Source organism: Allobosea sp. P2_A10 (assembly GCF_056405115.1).
Map to the genome: position 1 here is coordinate 243,007 of NZ_JBFUCS010000005.1, position 17,409 is coordinate 260,415.

Here is a 17,409-nt window from a genome sequence, read left to right on the forward strand (position 1 = left end):
ACCGTTTGCCATTCCGAAACCGCTGCCGGCGCAGAATCGATTCTCAGCGGCTGATCGGCACAGACCGGCGCATCGGCCGCATCGGGAGACGCCGCATGGAGACCACCCTTTATCCGCCGGTCAAGCGCTTCCTGGAAGATCTCGGCTACACCGTGAAGGGCGAGATCGGGCGCTGCGATCTCGTCGCGCTGCGCGACGACGACCCCGGGCTGGTCGTGATCGGCGAACTCAAGCTGAGCTTCAATCTCGAACTCATCCTGCAGGGCGTCGACCGGATGGGCCTGGGCGACGAGATCTGGCTCGCGGCCTGCCTCTCGGCGCGCGGCAAGGGCCGCGAAAGCGACAAGCGCTATCGCAATTTATGCCGTCATCTCGGCTTCGGTCTGCTTGGCGTCGCCGCGTCGGGCCGCGTCGATATTCTGGTCTCGCCGGCCGCGCCGACGCCCCGCAAGAACGCCAGGCTGCGCTCACGACTGGTCGACGAGCACAAACGCCGCCAGGGCGATCCCGTCGCCGGCGGCGGCACGCGCGCGCCCGTCATGACGGCCTATCGCCAGCAGGCGCTCGCCTGCGCCGCCGCGATGATGGTAGCGCCACAACGGCCGCGCGATCTGAAGCGATCCTTCCCCGATGCCCAGAAGATCCTGCGCCGCAACGTCTATGGCTGGTTCGAGCGCGCCGATCGCGGCATCTACGCCTTGACCGAGGCCGGTCGCGCCGCCTTGACGCGCTGGATGCCGTCGCCATCGGACGGGACTGATAACATCTCAGCAGGTTCGATCGCGGCCTGAGAGATCGCCCGCTTTGGCCGGGTTTCATGCCGCGCCAGCGAACAGGCCTATTGCAACGCATCATCGAATTTTCTGGCTTTCGCGGCAGAAAATTGACAAAAATTCAGGGAATGGAGAAGACTGAATCGCGGTTGCGGCGGCAATAAGAAAACCGGGCGGAGGAGACTATGTTGGCCTACACGATGATCATGTGGCTGGCGTGCGCTGCGGTATTTCTGGAGCTGGCCGATCGCGCGCCATTGATGGATTGATCCCGAACGGCGACTCCCCTCCATCCTGGCCTGTTTCCTGATTCGGATTCGATCCTGTGGCGTCTGAAGGACAGGCATCGCATTGTCGCGCCGACAAGCGCAGCCGCGACAGGCACTTGCCAGCGCATGGCGGTTGAACGAAACCTAGGTGCGTTCCCCTGGGGCCGGCGCCCGCCCGCTTCGCCTTTCGGTGCTATTCCTGATCGATGACCAATGCCCCATTGCGACGCGTCCTGCTGACCGGTGCCGCCGGCTTCGTCGGCTTCCATGTCACGCAGGCCCTGCTCGACCGGGGCATCCAGGTTCTCGGCATCGACAACCTCACCCCCTATTACGACCCGACGCTGAAGCAGGCCAGGCTCGACCGGCTCGCGCCGCGCAACGGCTTTTCCTTCGAGCCGCTCGATATCGCCGATCACGATCTCTTCCTCGCGACGTTCGAGGCTTACAGGCCCGACATCGTCATCCATCTCGCGGCGCAGGCGGGCGTGCGCTACTCGCTCGACAATCCGCGCGCCTATGCCCGCTCCAATCTCGACGGCTTCCTCTCGGTGCTGGAGGCCTGCAGGCGTGTCCCGGTCGGGCACCTGATCTACGCCTCGTCGAGCTCGGTCTATGGCGTCAACGCCAGGACGCCGTTCAGCGAGCATGACGGCGCCGACCATCCGGTCTCGCTTTATGCCGCGACCAAGCGCGCCAACGAGTTGATGGCGCATTCGTACGCCCATCTCTACGGCGTGCCCGCGACCGGCCTGCGCTTCTTCACGGTCTACGGCCCGTGGGGCCGGCCCGACATGGCCTATTTCAAGTTCACCAAGGCGATCCTCGAAGGCAGCCCCATCGATGTCTACGCCGAGGGACAGATGAGCCGCGATTTCACCTATGTCGACGATGTCAGCGAAGCGATCGTCAGGCTCGCCGCGCTACCGCCGACCGCCGACCCGGCCTTCGACGCATCGAAGCCCGACCCCGCCACGGCCGCCGCGCCCTGGCGGATCTACAACATCGGCAACCACAGCCCGGTCAGGCTCGACCGCTTCATCGCCGTGATCGAAGCCGCCTGCGGTAGGCCTTCGATCAAGCGTCATCTGCCGATGCCGGCCGGCGACGTGCAGGCGACCTATGCCGATGTCGACGATCTGATGGCGAAGGTCGATTTCAGGCCGGATACGCCGATCGAAACCGGCATCGCCCGCTTCGTGGCGTGGTACCGGGACTTCTACGGAGTCTGAGCCGTCGGTTTCAGCGCTTCACGACCTGACGCGAGAACTGCGCCACGGACCGGTCGAGCCGCTGCGCCGAGCCATCGACGCCCGCGGCGGCCTGCGAAATCTCCTCGCCGTTCTCCAGCGTCCGTGCGGCCTCGGTCGTGACGCGCTCGATCGCACTCGCCGCCTGCTCGGCTTCCGAGACGGCGCGCGCCAGTGACGCCAGCATGGTTTCGATCGCCTCGGCCTGCTGATCGACGGCCACCACGATGCCGCCCGTCGCGCCTACGATCGCGTCCGTCGAATTGCTGATGTTCATCACTGCCGCGAGAGACCGCTCGGTCGCCAGGCGCACCTCCTCGATTCGTCTCGCGATGTCTTCAGTCGCTGCTCCCGTGCGCGCCGCCAGATCCTTGACCTCGTTGGCGACGACGGCGAAGCCCCGGCCGGCAGGCCCGGCGCGCGCCGCCTCGATCGTCGCATTGAGCGCGAGCAGATTGGTCTGCGAGGCGATGTCGCGAATCAGATTGGAGACCTGGCCGATGTCGCGCACCGCGCCGGTCAGCTCCGTCTTGATCGCGACCGACGCCGCGACATCGATCGCTGCGGCGCGCACGAGCTGCGTTGTGGCGTCAGCTTCCCGACGGATCAGGCCGATCGTATCAGTGAGTCGTTGCGAAGAGACCGCGACGGAGGCGATGTCGCTCTTGGCCGAGCCGACGCGCCCGAGCGCTCCAGACAGCGATTCATGCGAACTGCGTGCGATCGTCCGCAGCGCCTCGGCCGCCTGGTTCATTCGACTGGCCGAATGCGAAAAGCCGCCGAGGATATCGCCGACATCGTCGCGGAAATCCGCAGCCTGAGCTTCGACCTGCTGGCGCCGCCGTTCCTCGTCCAGCGCCCGCGCCTGCGCCTCCTCGCGCAAGCTCGCCGCGCCCATGGAAGCCCGGACACGCTCGATGTACAGCAAAGCGAACGCCCGCAGCGAGATGACCAGAACGACGCTGTAGATCAGCAGCATGGCGAGGTTGGCGAGCGCCTGATCGAGCCCGGTGAAGGCGAGATGCGTCATCCGGCCGAACATGATCAGCCCCGAGAACATCAGCGCCGCCGCCGGCACGCTCGCCATGGTGAAGATGCCGGCAAAGACGAGGCCCGCCAGAATGGTCGAGAACAGCACCTCCATCTGGGGCGCGACGCCAGGATTGAGCCATAAGGCGATCGCCAGCCAGGGCAGCGCCATGACTGCCGAATCGGCGATGATGCGCGCGACGAAACGTTCCGAAGGCGGCTCGTTGCGCTGCCGCGCCTTGATCTGACCGATGCGCCTGATCCCGAGCAGCCCGATTGCGGTGGCGCTTGCCGCCCACAGCACAGGCAGCACAACCCAGCCATAATAGATCGCCGCAAGCGCGATCACCCATGCGGCCAGCACGTTCGAGATCAGGATCGGCGGCAGGATCGTCGTGAAGATGCTGGCCTGCGACTGCCGCAGCAAGGCCGCCTCCGCCTCGTTCAGCACAGGCAGCCGGAGCACGCGGCCAATCCACGCGTGATAGCGCGTCAGGAGCCCGCCGTTCTGCGGCGTCTGCCGCGGCTGCCTCGTTCTCTCCATGTCCAGCTTTGCTTGTCGTTTGCGTGTTGGGACTGCATGCAAACTAGCCGGATTGGCTCAAGGCGAGGTTAATCCGCCCTCACGACCAGCCTGGCCGCCATTTGGCGAATTCCGCCTTCGTCTCGGCATTCGCCGGGTAGAGGCCGAAGATGCCCTGCCCCCCGCGCACGCGCTCGGCGACAAAATCCTCATAGGCCGTCTGCTCGTAGACCTCGGGCGTTATTTCGTTGGCGAGATGGGCCGGGATCACGCAGACGCCCTCGCCGTCGCCGACGCAGATATCGCCCGGATAGACCGCGACATCGCCGCAGGCGATCGGCGCATTGATGTCGAGCGCATGGTGGCGGATCAGATTGGTCGGGGCGCTCGGGCGGTTGTGATATGTCGGGATCGCCATCGCGGCGATCTCGGGGCTATCGCGAAAGCCGCCATCGGTGACGACGCCCGCGACGCCGCGCTGCATCAGCCGCGAAACCAGGATGCCGCCGGCCGACGCCGCGCGCGGGTCCTTCCGCGAATCGATCACCATGACATGGCCCGGCGGACAATCCTCGACGGCGCGCCGCTGGGGATGCTGCGTGCCCTCGAACATGCCGAGATGGTCGAGATCCTCCCGCGCCGGAATATAGCGCAGCGTGAAGGCTTCGCCGACCATGCTCTCGCTCTTCAGGCTCAGCGGCCTGACGTCCTGGATGAAGACGTTTCGGAAGCCGCGCTTGAACAGCGCCGTGGTCAGGGTCGCGGTCGAGACGCGCTTGAGCTTGGCGCGGTTTTCGTCGGTGAGGGTGGTCGTCATTGTCTTCTGCTTTCGCCGCTTGCGCGAGCCATTCCAAAACGGGTCATCCCGGACAAGCGGCAAAGCCGCGCCGATCCGGGATCCATTCCTGAACGGTTCGGGAATGGGTCCCGGGTCTCCGCTACGCTCCGCCCGGGACGACGGCGCGTTGGGAAACGGCGATCGATCACTCGATCTTCACATTCGCCTTTTGCGCGACCTCGGCCCAGCGCTTGGTCTCGGACGCGATATGGGCGGTGAACTGTTCTTGCGTCGAACCGACCGGATCGACGCCGAGCTTCTTCATCTGCTCGATCGTGCCGGGCTCGCGCATGATCGCCTGCGTTTCGGTCGAAAGCCGCGCGACGATCTCCTTGGGCACGGCCGAGGGAGCAAAGAAGCCGTGCCAGGATGTCGCGGCATAGCCGGGAATGAACTCGGCCAGCGCCGGCAGGTCCCTGGCGACAGCCAGGCGCTCAGGCGTCGCTGTCGCCAGGGCCCTGATTTTGCCGGCCTCGACATGAGGCCAGGCGATGGTGATGTTGTCGAAGGACACCTGGATCTGGCCCGAGAGCAAATCCTGCGTCACCTGCCCGCTCGAACGATAGGGCACATGGGCCATTTCGGTGCCGGTCGCGACCTTGAACAGTTCGGCCGCCATATGCGTCGAGGTGCCGGCGCCCGACGAGCCGAACGAATATTTCGACGGGTTCGCCTTCAGCAGCGCGATCAGTTCCGGCACCGTCTTGGCCGGCAGATCGATGTTGACCATCAGGATGTTGGGCACGCTCGCGACCTGCGAGATCGGTGCGAAGTCCTTGATGTGGTCGAACGGCATCTTGGCGTAGACACCGGGATTGATCGCATGGGTCGAGACCGTCCCCATGGTCAGCGTGTAGCCATCGGGCTCGGAGCGCGCGACGGCCGCGACGCCGGTGTTGCCGCCGGCACCGGCCCGGTTCTCGACGATGAAGCGCCCGCCCATCCGCGCGCTCAGCCGCTCTGCCAGAAGCCGGCCGAGAATATCGGTGGTGCCGCCCGCCGCGAATGGCACGACGATGGTCACGACCTTGGACGGATAGGCCGTCTGGGCCTGCGCCAGCGAGGCGCCCATCAGGCACGCGGTGGCGGCAAGCAGGCAGCGTCGGCTCAAAGACATCTGAACATCTCCCGTTCGTGCGTTTCCCTCGGCCGCGCATTGCGCCGGCCCGACCCTGTTTCCGGGTCTCATGACCACCGACATAGCATGGGATTCCAGAATTGAAATCTGAAATTTCAGACTTGCCGGTCCTTGCCGTTTGTGATGTTTGATGCGGCGATGCTGTCGCCAGCACGTCTGACCGGGGTTAACCTCCCGGAGACAGCTCAGCCGCCTCGGGACCGACATGCCTGAACCGATCGCCATCGAACCCGTTGCGCCGCACCTGCTGCGTTCGCTGCGCGAACATGTCCATGAGCGCTTGCGCCGCGCGATCGTCGCCGGGCGCTTCCGGAACGGCGAACGGCTGAACGAGCGCCATCTTGCCGAGATGCTCGGCGTCAGCACGACGCCGGTGAAGGACGCGATCCGAAAGCTCGAAAGCGAGGGACTGGTTCGCACGGAGGCACGGCGCGGCGTCTTCGTCGAGTTTTCCGCCAAGCAGGCTCTGGAGATGGCGCTGGGACGCGCCGCGCTCGAAAGCGTCATGGCCCATATCGCCGCCAACCGGATCGGCGCGCCCGATATCGCCGAGATGGCAAGGCTGATCGAGGAGATGGCGCATGCGACTGAGCACAGCGCGCTGGAGGATCTCGTCATGCTGAACGAGGCCTATCATGGCGCGATCCACCGCATCTCCGGCTGCGGCTATCTCGAACGCCGGCTCGACGGCCAGCGCATGTACGACCATGCCCAGCGCATCGCGCTGCTGGCCGAGCCGGACGAACGCCGCCAGGGTTTTGAGGAACACAGGTCGATCTACGAGGCTCTGGCCGGGCGCGACGCCGGGCTCAGCGAGACGAGAATGCGCCGCCATATCGTCCGTTCGGCGAAAGCCCATGTGCGGCAGGTCTTCGGCGCCGATGCGGAAGGGTTGAACTATGACGAGTGACAAAATTCGCAGCGGCTTGCGCGGCATCTCCGGCGTGCACGTCACGGCATGGAAAAGCGACGGCGAGGCCGACTGGGCGGTTACGGGCAAAATCGTCCGGCGGATCGCCGAAGCCGGTATCCACAACGTCGTCTCGGCCGGCAATACCGGCGAGTTCTATCCGATGACGACCGACGAGGTCGTACGCAGCCATGCGGTCGCAGCCGAAGCCGCGGCCGGCAAGGCGCTGGTCACGGCGGGTATCGGCCGCTCGCTGCGGGAAGCGGTCGCGACCGGAAAGCTCGCGGCCAAGGCCGGCTGCGATGCGGTGATGGTCCACCACCCGCTCGACCCCTTCGCCGCGCCGCAATCGCAGGCCGACTATATCGTCGCCATCGCCGAGGCGCTCGACCTGCCGGTCGTGGCCTATATCCGCTCGGACGCGATCGGGCTGAAGGACCTTGCGCGGGTCGCCACCCACCCCAATGTCGCCGGCGTCAAATTCGCCTCGACCAACGTCATGCTGCTGGCCGAATGCGTTCGCGCCACCGCGGGCACCAGCGCCAACTGGATCTGCGGGCTGGCGGAAGGCTGGGCCGCGCCATTCCATGCGCTGGGCGCGCGCGGCTTCACCTCAGGCCTCGTCAATGTCGCGCCGGAACGATCGCTGGCGATCTGGCGGGCGCTGGAGGCCGGCGACTACGCCACGGCGCGCGCCGAGGTCAGCGCCATCGCCGGCTTCGAGACGATGCGGACGAAATACGGCAATGGCGCCAACGTGACGGTGGTCAAGGAGGCGCTTGGCCTGCTGGGCACGAATGTCGGCCCCGTCCGCCTGCCGGGCCTGCCGGAGCTCAATGATGCCGAGCGGGCCGAGTTGCGCGCCATCGTCGCCGGCTGGGGCGCAATGCGCGCGGCGGCTGAGTAACGCGGCCTATCGCCTCCCCCGTCATGGTCGGGCTTGTCCTGACCATCCGCGTCTTCAGTCGCCGAGCCCTGTGATGAAGACGTGGATGCTCGCCACAAGGGCGAGCATGACGGTGTTCCCGATACCAACACCAGAAGACCGCCCAAGGAAACGCCATGACCTCCCACCCCCGCAAGACGCCGGAAACCCTGCGCAGCCATCGCTGGTTCGGCACGAGCGACCTACGCTCCTTCGGCCATCGCTCGCGGGCGCTGCAGATGGGCTTCGGCCATGAGGAGTTCATGGGCAAGCCGGTGATCGGCATCCTCAACACCTGGTCCGAGATCAATCCCTGCCACACCCATCTGCGCGACCGCGCGGAGGCCGTGAAGCGGGCGGTCTGGGCAGCGGGCGGCTTCCCGGTCGAAATCCCCGTGATGTCGGCCTCCGAGCAGTATCAGAAGCCCACGACCATGCTCTATCGCAACTTCCTGGCGATGGAGGCGGAGGAATCGATCCGCTCCCATCCGCTCGACGGGGCGGTTCTGCTCGGCGGCTGCGACAAGTCCACGCCAGCTCTGATCATGGGCGCATGCAGCGCCGGCCTGCCCTTCATCTTCGTGCCGGCCGGCCCGATGCTGCGCGGCAACTGGGCCGGAAAGATCCTGGGCTCGGGCGCCGATGTCTGGAAATACTGGGCCGAGAAGCAGGCCGGCAACATCACCGAAGACCAGTGGAAGGACATGGAGAGCGGCATCGCGCGCTCCTATGGCACCTGCATGACGATGGGCACGGCGGCGACCATGATGAGCCATGCCGAGGTGCTGGGCCTGACGCTGCCGGGAGCCTCCGCCATTCCCGCCGCCGACGCAGCCCATCCGCGCATGGCGGCTGCCGCCGGCAAGCGCATCGTCGAGATGGTCTGGGAAGACCTGACGCCCGACCGCATCCTGACGCGAAAGAGCTTCGAGAACGCACTGACCGTGCACATGGCGGTGGCGGGCTCGACCAACGCCATCATCCATCTGATCGCCATGGCCGGCCGCGCCGGCGTGAGCCTGACGCCCGACGATTTCGACAAGTTCTCCCGCACGGTTCCCGTCATCGCCAACCTGCGCCCCTCCGGCGATTTCCTGATGGAGGATTTCTTCTATGCCGGCGGCCTGCCCGCGCTGCTCAAGCAGTTGCAGAGCAAGCTCCACACCGACGCCATGACCGTGACCGGCAAGCCGATTTCGGAGACGATCGCGCTCGCCACCGTCTATGACGACAACGTCATCCGCCCGCTCGACAAGGCGGTCTCGACCGCCAATGGCCTCGCCGTGCTGCGCGGCAACCTCGCGCCCGATGGCTGCGTCATCAAGCCCTCCGCCGCCGAACCGCGCCTGCTCAGGCATTCGGGCCCGGCCATCGTCTTCGAGGACTACGATGCCATGATGAAGGCGGTGAACGACGAGAATCTCGACGTCACCGCCGACCACATCATGGTGCTGAAGAACTGCGGCCCGGTCGGCGGTCCCGGCATGCCGGAATGGGGCATGCTGCCGATCCCGAAGAAGCTCCTCAAGCAGGGCGTGCGCGACATGCTGCGCATCTCCGATGCGCGCATGTCCGGCACCAGCTACGGCGCCTGCGTCCTGCATGTCGCGCCCGAGGCCTATATCAGGGGCCCGCTGGCAGCCGTGCGCAGCGGCGACATCATCAGCGTCGATGTCGAGGCGCGCACCATCTCGGTGAATCTCAGCGATGCGGAGATCGCCACGCGGTTGAAGAGTTGGACACCGCCCGACCGTGATTATCCGCGCGGCTGGGGCAAGATGTCTGCCGCCCATATCCGGCAGGCCGATAAGGGTTGCGACTTCGACTATCTTGAGGGCACCGCGAAGGTGGCCGAGCCGGAGATCCATTGAGACTGCGCACGGACGCCGAGAACCAAGCGCGTCATTCTCGGGCTTGCCCCGAGAATCTCATGACCAGTTCGCTCTGGTTTCAGAGATGGCCGGGTCAAGCCCGACCATGACGGCCACCCATCGCCGGAATTGACGGCGCGTTTCGCTTGTCGGGGATCGTACCTCGGCTATGGTCCAGAAACGGGAGCGCGGCTCCAGACCGATAGCCTGGAAGCCGATGCAATCCTCCCCCCATATGACCTGGCAGGACGCTTTCGAGACCCTGACCAACTCGCAGATCGAGCAGGAGCGCTGGGTTCTGGCGATGTGCCTGGGCCGGACCGGCGGGCGCTTTGCAGAGATTGGCGCCTTCGACGGCGTGCTCCACAGCAACACCCGCTTCCTTGAGGCCGAGCATGGCTGGGGTGGCGTGCTGGTCGAGCCCAATCCCGTGCTGTTCGCCGATCTGAAGCGCTTTCGCCATTCGACCTGCCTCGAAAAGGCGGTACACCGCGAAGGCGGACAGAAGCTCTCCTTCGTCGCCTCGCAGGAGATCGGCACGCTCGCCGAATATGCCGAATCAGACGGCTACGCCGACTATCGTCGTCAGGCGATCAGCGACAACGGCCTGATCACCGTCGAGACCATCACCTTCGAGGAGATGGCCGCTGCCGACGGCTTTGCGGAATACGGCTTCGACTACGTCTCGCTCGACACCGAAGGCTCGGAGCTCGACATCCTCAGGACCATCGATCTCAAGCGGCACGCCGTCGCACTCTTCACCATCGAGCATAATTTCGTCGAGCCGCGCCGCAGCGAGATGCGGACGCTGCTCCGCGAGGCCGGCTATCAGGTTCTCAATGTCGGCTTCGACGACTGGTACTGGCACGAGGACCATCTGAAGGCCCGCAACGGCGGAACTCTGCCCGAGATCGCGGCGATCAACGCGCATGTGAAAAGCATCTACAAGGACTGAGCGGCCGCCTGCCTGCGCTCGACGGCGGCGATATAGGCGTCGCGCGAGGGCGTCAGATGCGCCCGGCAGAGCGCGACCAGCTTCTCCCGGTCGCCGGCCTCGAGCGCGGCGATCATCGCCCAGTGCTCTTCGCGGGCCAGCGCCAGATGCTCAGGGCTCGCCGCCGTGATCGAGCGCGCGCCGTGGACCCTCGAGGCCATCGTCTGAATCAGTTCGACCAGATGACGATTGCCGCAGGCCGCAAATAATGCCTCGTGAAAGGCCATGTTGGCGCGGAAGGCGGCGCGCGCATCGCTTGCCGCGACTGCCGCCGCATGGCGCGTCTGGATCGCCTTGAGCGCCGCGACGACCTCGCCATCGGCCGGCAGCGCTATCTGCTGCGCGGCCAGCGTCTCCAGCGCCTCACGCACCGAATAAATCTGGCGGACTTCATGCGGCTCCAGCAACCGCACCGCCGCACCCTTGTTGGGCACGCGCTCGACCAGCCCGACCCGTTCCAGTTCGGCCAACGCCTCGCGCACGACATGGCGCTTCACGCCGAGGCGGGCGGCAAGATCCTCCTCCACCAGCCGCTCGCGCGGCAACAGCCAGCCGAGCACGATCTCCTCCTCGATCGCGTCCGCGACGATACGCGTGCGCTCGGGCGTCGCCGGTTTAACGGCCGGCAAGGGTATCGCGGCGAGCATGATCATATGAGTGCCTCCAGCTCCAACATGATTGTTGACAATCCTGGCGACAGCAAGTCTCTTCCAGTCATGACAGCCTCCAACGACCCTAAAACGCCCGCTCCGCGCGGCATGCGCCGCAATCTCGCCAGCTATGGCGACCCGGGCTTCTCGCTCTTCCTGCGCAAGGCCTTCATCAAGGCGGCGGGCTTCTCCGACGACGCGCTCGACTTGCCCATCATCGGCATCACCAACACCTTCAGCGACTTCAACCCCTGCCACGGCAATGTGCCGCGCCTGATCGAGGCGGTGAAGCGCGGCGTCATGCTGGCCGGCGGGCTGCCCATGGAGTTCCCGACGATCTCGATCCACGAGAGCTTCTCGAACCCGACCTCGATGTTCCTGCGCAACCTGATGGCGATCGACACCGAGGAGATGATCCGGGCCCAGCCGATGGATTCGGTCGTGATGATCGGCGGCTGCGACAAGACGGTACCGGCCCAGCTGATGGGCGCGGTCTCGGCGGATATCCCGGCGATCCAGCTCATCACCGGCCCGATGCTGGTCGGCCATCACAAGGGCGAGGTGCTCGGCGCCTGCACCGATTGCCGCAGGCTTTGGGGCCAGCACCGCGCCGGCCAGATCGACGAAGCCGAGATCGAGGTGCTGAGCGGCCGGCTCGCTCCGACGCAAGGCACCTGCATGGTGATGGGCACTGCCTCAACCATGGGCTGCCTCGTCGAGGCGCTCGGCATCGCGCTCCCCGGCTCGGGCACGATCCCCGCAACCCATGCCGACCGCATCCGCGCGGCCGAAGCCAGCGGCAAGCAGGCGGTGGCACTGACCAGGGGCGGACTCAAGCCCGGCGAATTGCTCACCAAAGCCGCCTTCCGCAATGCCATGGTCGTGCTGCAGGCGATCGGCGGCTCTACCAACGGGCTCGTCCACCTGTCGGCCATCGCCCGCCGCGCCGGCATGACCATCGATCTGGAGGAGTTCGACGAGATCGGCCGGCAGGTTCCCGTGCTGATCGACCTCAAGCCCTCGGGCGACCATTACATGGAGCATTTCCACTGGGCCGGCGGCGTGCCCCGATTGATGAAGGAACTGCGCGCCCATCTCGATTGCGACGCCGTCACCATCACAGGCCAGACCATCGGCGAGATCGCCGACGCAGCCGAGATCGTGCCTGGCCAGACCATGATCCGGAGCGCCGCCGACCCGTTGAAGCAGACCGGCGGAATGGCGATCCTGCGCGGCAATCTCGCGCCGGGCGGAGCGGTCATCAAGCATTCCGCCGCCTCCCCCGGCCTGCTCCAGCACACCGGCCGGGCCGTGGTGTTCGATTCGGTCGAGGATATGGTGACGCGCATGGACGATCCCGCGCTCGACGTGACGGCAAACGATGTGCTCGTCCTGCGCAATGCCGGCCCCAAGGGCGCGCCCGGCATGCCCGAGGCAGGCTATCTGCCGATCCCCAGGAAGCTCGCCCAGGCCGGGGTCAAAGACATGGTCCGCATCTCCGACGCCCGCATGAGCGGCACGGCCTTCGGGACCATCGTGCTGCACATCACGCCGGAATCGGCGGTCGGTGGCCCGCTCGGCCTCGTCCGCGACGGCGACATGATCCGGCTCGACGTTCCCGCCCGCGAGATCGCGCTTCTGGTCGACGCCGACGAACTCGAGCGCCGGCAGGGCGAATGGATAGCCCCGGCCCATCTGACCGAACCGTCGCGCGGCTATCGCGGGCTTTACCTCTCAAGCGTCCTGCAAGCCGACGAGGGCTGCGACTTCGACTTCTGCTGAACCCGATGCGAGGCCGGAGCAACCGGCCCGCGCCCCACCGGAGGATATCGTCCATGCTGAAACGTTCGCTTCTGGGCGGCGCGCTCGCCGTCTTCGCCATCGCCGCCGCTGCACCCGCCTTCGCGCAGGCCTATCCGACAAAGACGATCACGCTGCTGGTGCCCTATGCGCCGGGCGGCGCGACCGACATCATCGGCCGCGTCATCGCCGAGGAATTGTCGCAAAGCATCGGCCAGCGCGTCATCGTCGAGAACCGCGCGGGCGCGGCCGGCAGCGTCGGCGCGGCTTCGGTCGCACGCGCTCCGGCTGACGGTTACATGCTGCTGATGGGCGCGCTGACCAGCCACTCGATCAATATGGGCCTGCAGGCCAAGCCCGGCTTCGACCTGAAGAAGGATTTCGCTCCGGTGACGCTGGCCGGCACCGTCGGGCTGGCGCTGGTCGTCCACCCCTCGGTACAGGCGAAAACCATTCCCGAACTGATTGCGCTGGCCAAGGCCAAACCCGATGATTTCAACTACGCCTCGTCCGGCAATGGCTCGCCCCAGCATCTCGCCGGCGAGATGTTCAACGCGCGCGCCGGCACGAAACTCGGCCATGTGCCCTATCGCGGCTCCGGCCCGGCGATGACCGATATGATTGGCGGGCAGGTCAAGGTGATGTTCGACACCATCCCCTCGGTGCTTCAACACGTTCAGGCTGGTTCGCTCAAGGCGATCGCCACCACCGGCCGCGAGCCCTCGCCCTTCATGCCGGACTATCCGACCGCGATCGCGCAGGGCCTGCCCGATTTCGAGATCGGCTCCTGGTTCGGCGTGCTCGCCCCTGCGGGAACGCCCCAACCCGTCATCGACAAGCTCAATGCCGAGATCGGCAAGGCGCTGCGCGGGCAGAAAGCGCTGGACGCCATGAAGCTCCAGGGCGTGACGCCCAGACCCGGCACCCCGGCGGAGGCCTCCGCGCTGATCGACAGCGAGATGAAGAAATGGAGCGAGCTGATCAAGGCGACCGGGCTGAAGCCGGAGTGAAAAGGGGTCTCCCTACGCATCATTTCGGGTCTCCGCTTCGCTGCGCCCGGAATGACGCGCTGCCAATTGCGAAGGCCAAAGCATCATGACAACTCCTGTCCAGCACCTCGCCATCGTCGGCGCCGGCATGATCGGCGCGAGTTGGACCGCGCTGGCAACGGCGCATGGCCTCACAGTCTCCGCCTATGATCCCTCGCCAGCGGCGGAAGCGAAGTTCCTGACTTATGTCGAGCGCGCCAGGGCCCAGCTTGTCGAACTCGGCCTGACCGGCACGGGCGCGATAAGTTTCTCGACCGATCTCGGCAAGGCGCTCGACGGCGCTGGCTTCGTGCAGGAGAACGGCCCCGAAAACGAGGCCGTGAAGCGCAGGCTGCTTGCCGAGATCGATCGCCTCGCCGCGCCGGACGCGATCATCGCCAGCAGCACGTCTGCGCTCGTGCGCAGCGCGATCGTCGCAGATTGCGCGACGCCGGCCCGCATCATCGTCGCCCATCCGTTCAACCCGCCCCATCTCGTGCCCTTGGTCGAGATCGTCGGCGAGGACGACGGCGTGGTCGCGCGGGCGGCTGCCTATTATCGCGCGCAGGGCCGCCGGCCGGTGATCCTGAACCGCGAAATGCCAGGCCATATCGCCAACCGGCTGGCGTCCGCGCTCTATCGCGAGGCGGTCCATCTGGTCGAGCAGGGCGTCGCCAGCGTCGCCGACATCGACGCCGCGCTCTGCAACGGGCCGGGCCTGCGCTGGGCTCTGATGGGGCCGCACATGACCTACCATCTAGGCGGCGGCGAAGGCGGCATCGCCGGCTATCTCGCCCATCTCGGCCCGAGTCAGCTCCGACGCTGGGAATCGCTCGGCAATCCCGGACTCGGGCCGGAGGTTCAGCAGGCGATCGTCGCGGGCGTCGCCGAGGAGGCCGCCGGCCGCTCGATCGCGGAGCTTGAAGCGCGCCGCGACGAAGGCCTGCTCGCCTTGCTCAAGGCGCGCAGGCTCGTCAGCGAGTAGCTACAGCTCCGCGTCGAAGACGATGTCGTCGAAGGCGGCGCGAACCCGCCCCGTCACTTGGGCCGCCATATGGGCATAGGCGCGGTCGGGCGACTGCACGGTGACGCCACGATCGGTGCCGCCCTGGATGTTGATCTCCTGCGAGATCGCATAGCTCACCGACGGCGCAGCCCGCATCCGCACCGGCAGGGCGATCTGCTGCCGGAACGTGCCGGCCGCGACCTGATAGGCGTCGATCAACACGATGCCCTCATGCGTCCAGAAATAGCGCCGGCAGAGTTGCCGCTCCTGTTCCAGAGACCGGACCGGCCAGCCGGTCGCGGCCGTTCCGAATTCAAGTTTGATGCGCCGGAAGGAGACCGCTCCCGAAGCCGGCGCAAGCCGCAGGGACAGCGTGCCGCTGTCGCCGACAGCCGGCGTCAATGTTACGGAACGACGCCCCGTCCCGGCCGTGATCGTACCCGACACGCTGCCGAGCGTCACCGAAAGGCTGCCGCCGCTCAGATTTTCGACGGAGACGCAAAGCGGCGTCGAGGCGAAGGACGCCACGCCCCACAGCGAAGGCTCGACCGGCTGGACGATCGCGCCCACGCTCAGGCCGATATCGAAGCCGCTCAGCGACAGCGTCGCGCCGCCGCTATGCGCCTTCCAGCGGTCGAAGCCATAGAGACCGGCCGCGAGCGCGCCGCCGGCAAAGCCGCGCTGGTTGACCTGCATGTCGCCATTGACCAGCAGGTTCGGCAGCGGGTTGTCATGCGCCCAGGAGGTCGCCGGCAGCGAGACCGAGCCGGTCGCCCGGTCGATCACCATGGCCTCGATCCAGCTCGCTCCGTCCGGGCTGACCTTGCAACGCAAATCGTCGTCTCCGGAAAGCCCGATTTCAGCGCGGCCCGAAAACCCGTCCTGGAACAGCAGGCTCGCGGTTTGTGCGGCGGCGGCCTTGTTGAGCTTGATCTGGTGGCCGGCGCCGGCATGGTTGAACAGGCTGGCTGATGACGAGACCGCGAGGCGGTTGGTCGTGTCGGCAGTCGCGTTGACGCCCCACAGGCTCGCTCCGAGGCTCGACAGCGGGCTGGCGCGACGCCACTCCGTGCCGGTCCAGACATGCAGTTCCGCCTCATCCTCGACCCAGCACTGCCAACCCTTGCGCGGCGCGAGGAAAGTCCAGCCGGCATCCTCGTACAGCGCAAGCTCGTCTGTGCGCCCGGCGAAGACGCCGGTCGCGCCAGCCGGGATGATGTAGGCCGAAGTCTCGGCCGGCGAGGATGGCGGCACGGTCTGCGAGCGACTGGCGACCATCAGATGGATCAGCCCGTCGAGCCGGACGAGCGCATCATTGTGCGTGACGTGTTTTTGCGCCTGGCCGGCGGCGAGCAGGGGCAGGGAGAGCCGCGGCGTTGCGGTCATGGATGGCCTCGCGGGTTGGGCGGGCAAAGCGCGCGCCGGTTGCGAGGCCAGTATTCTTCGGCAGTCGGGGGCCGGGGATAAGTCGCAGCGCTTACGCCCGGTCGCGCATCACTGGAACGCCCCGACCCGAAACAGGGCGGTCGGGTTGTCCGTGTTCATCCGCCTGAGCTCGGCCTCGGTAAAGCCCTCCGATTCCAGCAGCAGCATGAATTCGCGGAAGGCTTCGACCGGCGGCGGCAGCAGGTACATGCCGGCGTCACCTGACGCGATGGCGCGGTCGCCCGCCGCCCGGACGCGCGGCGCGAGATCCTGCACCGTCTGCCCAGGCGCCTTGTGCTTCTCCTGGTCGACATGGGTCAGACCGACCTGCGTCGCATGCGTCAGCAGGAAGAAGCAGAACTCGGCATAGGCGCCGAGCGAGACCAGTTCGCGGATCACGTCGACGTCGTAGCGCCCGCAATGCGTCCGGACCCGCGTCGCGCCGCGCCGCTTGGCCTCCTGCGCCAGGGCCACCGCCTCCCAGCCCTCGACATGGCCGCAATCGAAGACGATGTCGCGCTCTGCGCAGAGATCCATGATCGCCGGCACGGGATCGGGCACCTTGCCGCTCTCGGGCACGCCGAAGGCCGCTTCCAGATACAGGCCCGTGCGCCCCTCGCGCCTGGCCACCGCCTTGGTGTGATGCGTCGGCAGCGACAGGAAGCGCGCGCCGGTGCCCGGCCCATAGCCGTAATCGACCGCGTTGCGCGCCGCCTCATAGGTCACGCCGCCTGCGGTCGGCTGCATGATCAGCCCGCCGAAAACCTCGATGCCGAGATGGCCGAGTTCGGCCGCGGCGAGCGCGGCATAGCCGGTCGAGTTCTGGAAGTTGTCCATCAACCCGATGGCGCGCATGCCGGCCGCCGCCGCCTGGCGCACCGATTCGAAGACATTGGCGCTGCGGCCGTTGAGATGCGGGCAGCTATGGACATGGCAATCCACCGCGCCCTTGAGATAGTGCATGCCATAGGTCATCGGGC

The 17,409-nt window shown here is 66.6% G+C and carries 15 protein-coding genes; 9 read left to right on the forward strand and 6 right to left on the reverse strand.

From position 1 onward, the window contains the following. The first annotated feature begins 95 nt into the window (after positions 1-95). Together AC1DZY_RS10200 and AC1DZY_RS10205 are read left to right on the forward strand one after the other, a co-directional pair. Entirely contained in the window at positions 96-791 is a 696-nt protein-coding gene (locus AC1DZY_RS10200) for a DUF2161 domain-containing phosphodiesterase (protein WP_476819992.1), read from the forward strand. Positions 792-1,248: 457 nt separating this feature from the next. Then, on the forward strand, positions 1,249-2,274 hold the full coding sequence (locus tag AC1DZY_RS10205; RefSeq protein ID WP_476819993.1) for an NAD-dependent epimerase: 1,026 nt from the start codon (positions 1,249-1,251) through the stop codon (positions 2,272-2,274). 10 nt (positions 2,275-2,284) lie between these two features. On the opposite strand, the gene AC1DZY_RS10210 is transcribed toward AC1DZY_RS10205, so the two are convergent. The 3 genes from AC1DZY_RS10210 to AC1DZY_RS10220 all read right to left on the reverse strand — a co-directional run bounded on the left by AC1DZY_RS10210 (position 2,285) and on the right by AC1DZY_RS10220 (position 5,799). Continuing rightward, entirely contained in the window at positions 2,285-3,787 is a 1,503-nt protein-coding gene (locus tag AC1DZY_RS10210; protein WP_476819994.1) for a methyl-accepting chemotaxis protein, read from the reverse strand. Positions 3,788-3,944: 157 nt separating this feature from the next. Then, on the reverse strand, positions 3,945-4,661 hold the full coding sequence (locus AC1DZY_RS10215) for a ribonuclease activity regulator RraA (protein WP_476819995.1): 717 nt from the start codon (positions 4,659-4,661) through the stop codon (positions 3,945-3,947). A gap of 166 nt (positions 4,662-4,827) precedes the next feature. Then, entirely contained in the window at positions 4,828-5,799 is a 972-nt protein-coding gene (locus AC1DZY_RS10220; protein WP_476819996.1) for a Bug family tripartite tricarboxylate transporter substrate binding protein, read from the reverse strand. 226 nt (positions 5,800-6,025) lie between these two features. Between AC1DZY_RS10220 and AC1DZY_RS10225 the strand changes: the two genes are divergently transcribed. From AC1DZY_RS10225 to AC1DZY_RS10240, 4 genes are all read left to right on the forward strand, one after another. After that, the gene (locus AC1DZY_RS10225) at positions 6,026-6,730 is read left to right on the forward strand and encodes a GntR family transcriptional regulator (protein ID WP_476819997.1); all 705 of its coding nucleotides are present in this window, start codon (positions 6,026-6,028) and stop codon (positions 6,728-6,730) included. After that, a complete protein-coding gene (locus AC1DZY_RS10230; protein WP_476819998.1) occupies positions 6,720-7,637 on the forward strand; it encodes a dihydrodipicolinate synthase family protein in 918 nt (305 codons plus the stop codon). Before AC1DZY_RS10225 ends, AC1DZY_RS10230 begins: the two co-directional genes overlap by 11 nt. A 155-nt stretch (positions 7,638-7,792) precedes the next feature. Then, on the forward strand, positions 7,793-9,526 hold the full coding sequence (araD, locus tag AC1DZY_RS10235) for an L-arabinonate dehydratase (RefSeq protein WP_476819999.1): 1,734 nt from the start codon (positions 7,793-7,795) through the stop codon (positions 9,524-9,526). Positions 9,527-9,743: 217 nt separating this feature from the next. Continuing rightward, on the forward strand, positions 9,744-10,481 hold the full coding sequence (locus AC1DZY_RS10240) for an FkbM family methyltransferase (protein ID WP_476820000.1): 738 nt from the start codon (positions 9,744-9,746) through the stop codon (positions 10,479-10,481). On the opposite strand, the gene AC1DZY_RS10245 is transcribed toward AC1DZY_RS10240, so the two are convergent. After that, on the reverse strand, positions 10,469-11,173 hold the full coding sequence (locus AC1DZY_RS10245; protein WP_476820001.1) for a GntR family transcriptional regulator: 705 nt from the start codon (positions 11,171-11,173) through the stop codon (positions 10,469-10,471). The genes AC1DZY_RS10240 and AC1DZY_RS10245 overlap by 13 nt on opposite strands. Before the next feature lie 63 nt (positions 11,174-11,236). On the opposite strand from AC1DZY_RS10245, the gene AC1DZY_RS10250 reads away from it, so the two are divergent. The 3 genes from AC1DZY_RS10250 (at position 11,237) to AC1DZY_RS10260 (ending at position 14,983) form a co-directional block, all read left to right on the forward strand. Next, positions 11,237-12,952 carry an IlvD/Edd family dehydratase gene (locus AC1DZY_RS10250; RefSeq protein WP_476820002.1) on the forward strand — a complete coding sequence of 572 codons (1,716 nt, stop codon included), beginning with the start codon at positions 11,237-11,239 and terminating at the stop codon, positions 12,950-12,952. Between the two features lie 53 nt (positions 12,953-13,005). Further along, positions 13,006-13,980: a tripartite tricarboxylate transporter substrate binding protein gene (locus tag AC1DZY_RS10255; protein WP_476820003.1), complete on the forward strand. Its 975-nt coding sequence runs from the start codon at positions 13,006-13,008 to the stop codon at positions 13,978-13,980. An 85-nt stretch (positions 13,981-14,065) separates the two neighbouring features. Further along, a complete protein-coding gene (locus AC1DZY_RS10260) occupies positions 14,066-14,983 on the forward strand; it encodes a 3-hydroxyacyl-CoA dehydrogenase NAD-binding domain-containing protein (protein WP_476820004.1) in 918 nt (305 codons plus the stop codon). On the opposite strand, the gene AC1DZY_RS10265 is transcribed toward AC1DZY_RS10260, so the two are convergent. Together AC1DZY_RS10265 and AC1DZY_RS10270 are read right to left on the reverse strand one after the other, a co-directional pair. After that, positions 14,984-16,390, reverse strand: a complete 1,407-nt coding sequence (locus AC1DZY_RS10265) for a DUF2793 domain-containing protein (RefSeq protein ID WP_476820005.1) — start codon at positions 16,388-16,390, stop codon at positions 14,984-14,986. A 108-nt stretch (positions 16,391-16,498) separates the two neighbouring features. After that, the gene (locus tag AC1DZY_RS10270) at positions 16,499-17,404 is read right to left on the reverse strand and encodes a DUF6282 family protein (protein WP_476820006.1); all 906 of its coding nucleotides are present in this window, start codon (positions 17,402-17,404) and stop codon (positions 16,499-16,501) included. Positions 17,405-17,409: the final 5 nt, after the last annotated feature.

What these genes read in the sequence shown, in the direction of transcription:
- AC1DZY_RS10200 (WP_476819992.1), top strand. Translation starts at nt 96, where the DNA reads ATGGAGACCACCCTTTATCCGCCGGTCAAGCGCTTCCTGGAAGATCTC.
- AC1DZY_RS10205 (WP_476819993.1), top strand. Translation starts at nt 1,249, where the DNA reads ATGACCAATGCCCCATTGCGACGCGTCCTGCTGACCGGTGCCGCCGGC.
- AC1DZY_RS10215 (WP_476819995.1), bottom strand. Translation starts at nt 4,661, where the DNA reads ATGACGACCACCCTCACCGACGAAAACCGCGCCAAGCTCAAGCGCGTC.
- AC1DZY_RS10220 (WP_476819996.1), bottom strand. Translation starts at nt 5,799, where the DNA reads ATGTCTTTGAGCCGACGCTGCCTGCTTGCCGCCACCGCGTGCCTGATG.
- AC1DZY_RS10225 (WP_476819997.1), top strand. Translation starts at nt 6,026, where the DNA reads ATGCCTGAACCGATCGCCATCGAACCCGTTGCGCCGCACCTGCTGCGT.
- AC1DZY_RS10230 (WP_476819998.1), top strand. Translation starts at nt 6,720, where the DNA reads ATGACGAGTGACAAAATTCGCAGCGGCTTGCGCGGCATCTCCGGCGTG.
- araD (WP_476819999.1), top strand. Translation starts at nt 7,793, where the DNA reads ATGACCTCCCACCCCCGCAAGACGCCGGAAACCCTGCGCAGCCATCGC.
- AC1DZY_RS10240 (WP_476820000.1), top strand. Translation starts at nt 9,744, where the DNA reads ATGCAATCCTCCCCCCATATGACCTGGCAGGACGCTTTCGAGACCCTG.
- AC1DZY_RS10245 (WP_476820001.1), bottom strand. Translation starts at nt 11,173, where the DNA reads ATGATCATGCTCGCCGCGATACCCTTGCCGGCCGTTAAACCGGCGACG.
- AC1DZY_RS10250 (WP_476820002.1), top strand. Translation starts at nt 11,237, where the DNA reads ATGACAGCCTCCAACGACCCTAAAACGCCCGCTCCGCGCGGCATGCGC.
- AC1DZY_RS10255 (WP_476820003.1), top strand. Translation starts at nt 13,006, where the DNA reads ATGCTGAAACGTTCGCTTCTGGGCGGCGCGCTCGCCGTCTTCGCCATC.
- AC1DZY_RS10260 (WP_476820004.1), top strand. Translation starts at nt 14,066, where the DNA reads ATGACAACTCCTGTCCAGCACCTCGCCATCGTCGGCGCCGGCATGATC.
- AC1DZY_RS10265 (WP_476820005.1), bottom strand. Translation starts at nt 16,390, where the DNA reads ATGACCGCAACGCCGCGGCTCTCCCTGCCCCTGCTCGCCGCCGGCCAG.
- AC1DZY_RS10270 (WP_476820006.1), bottom strand. Translation starts at nt 17,404, where the DNA reads ATGACCTATGGCATGCACTATCTCAAGGGCGCGGTGGATTGCCATGTC.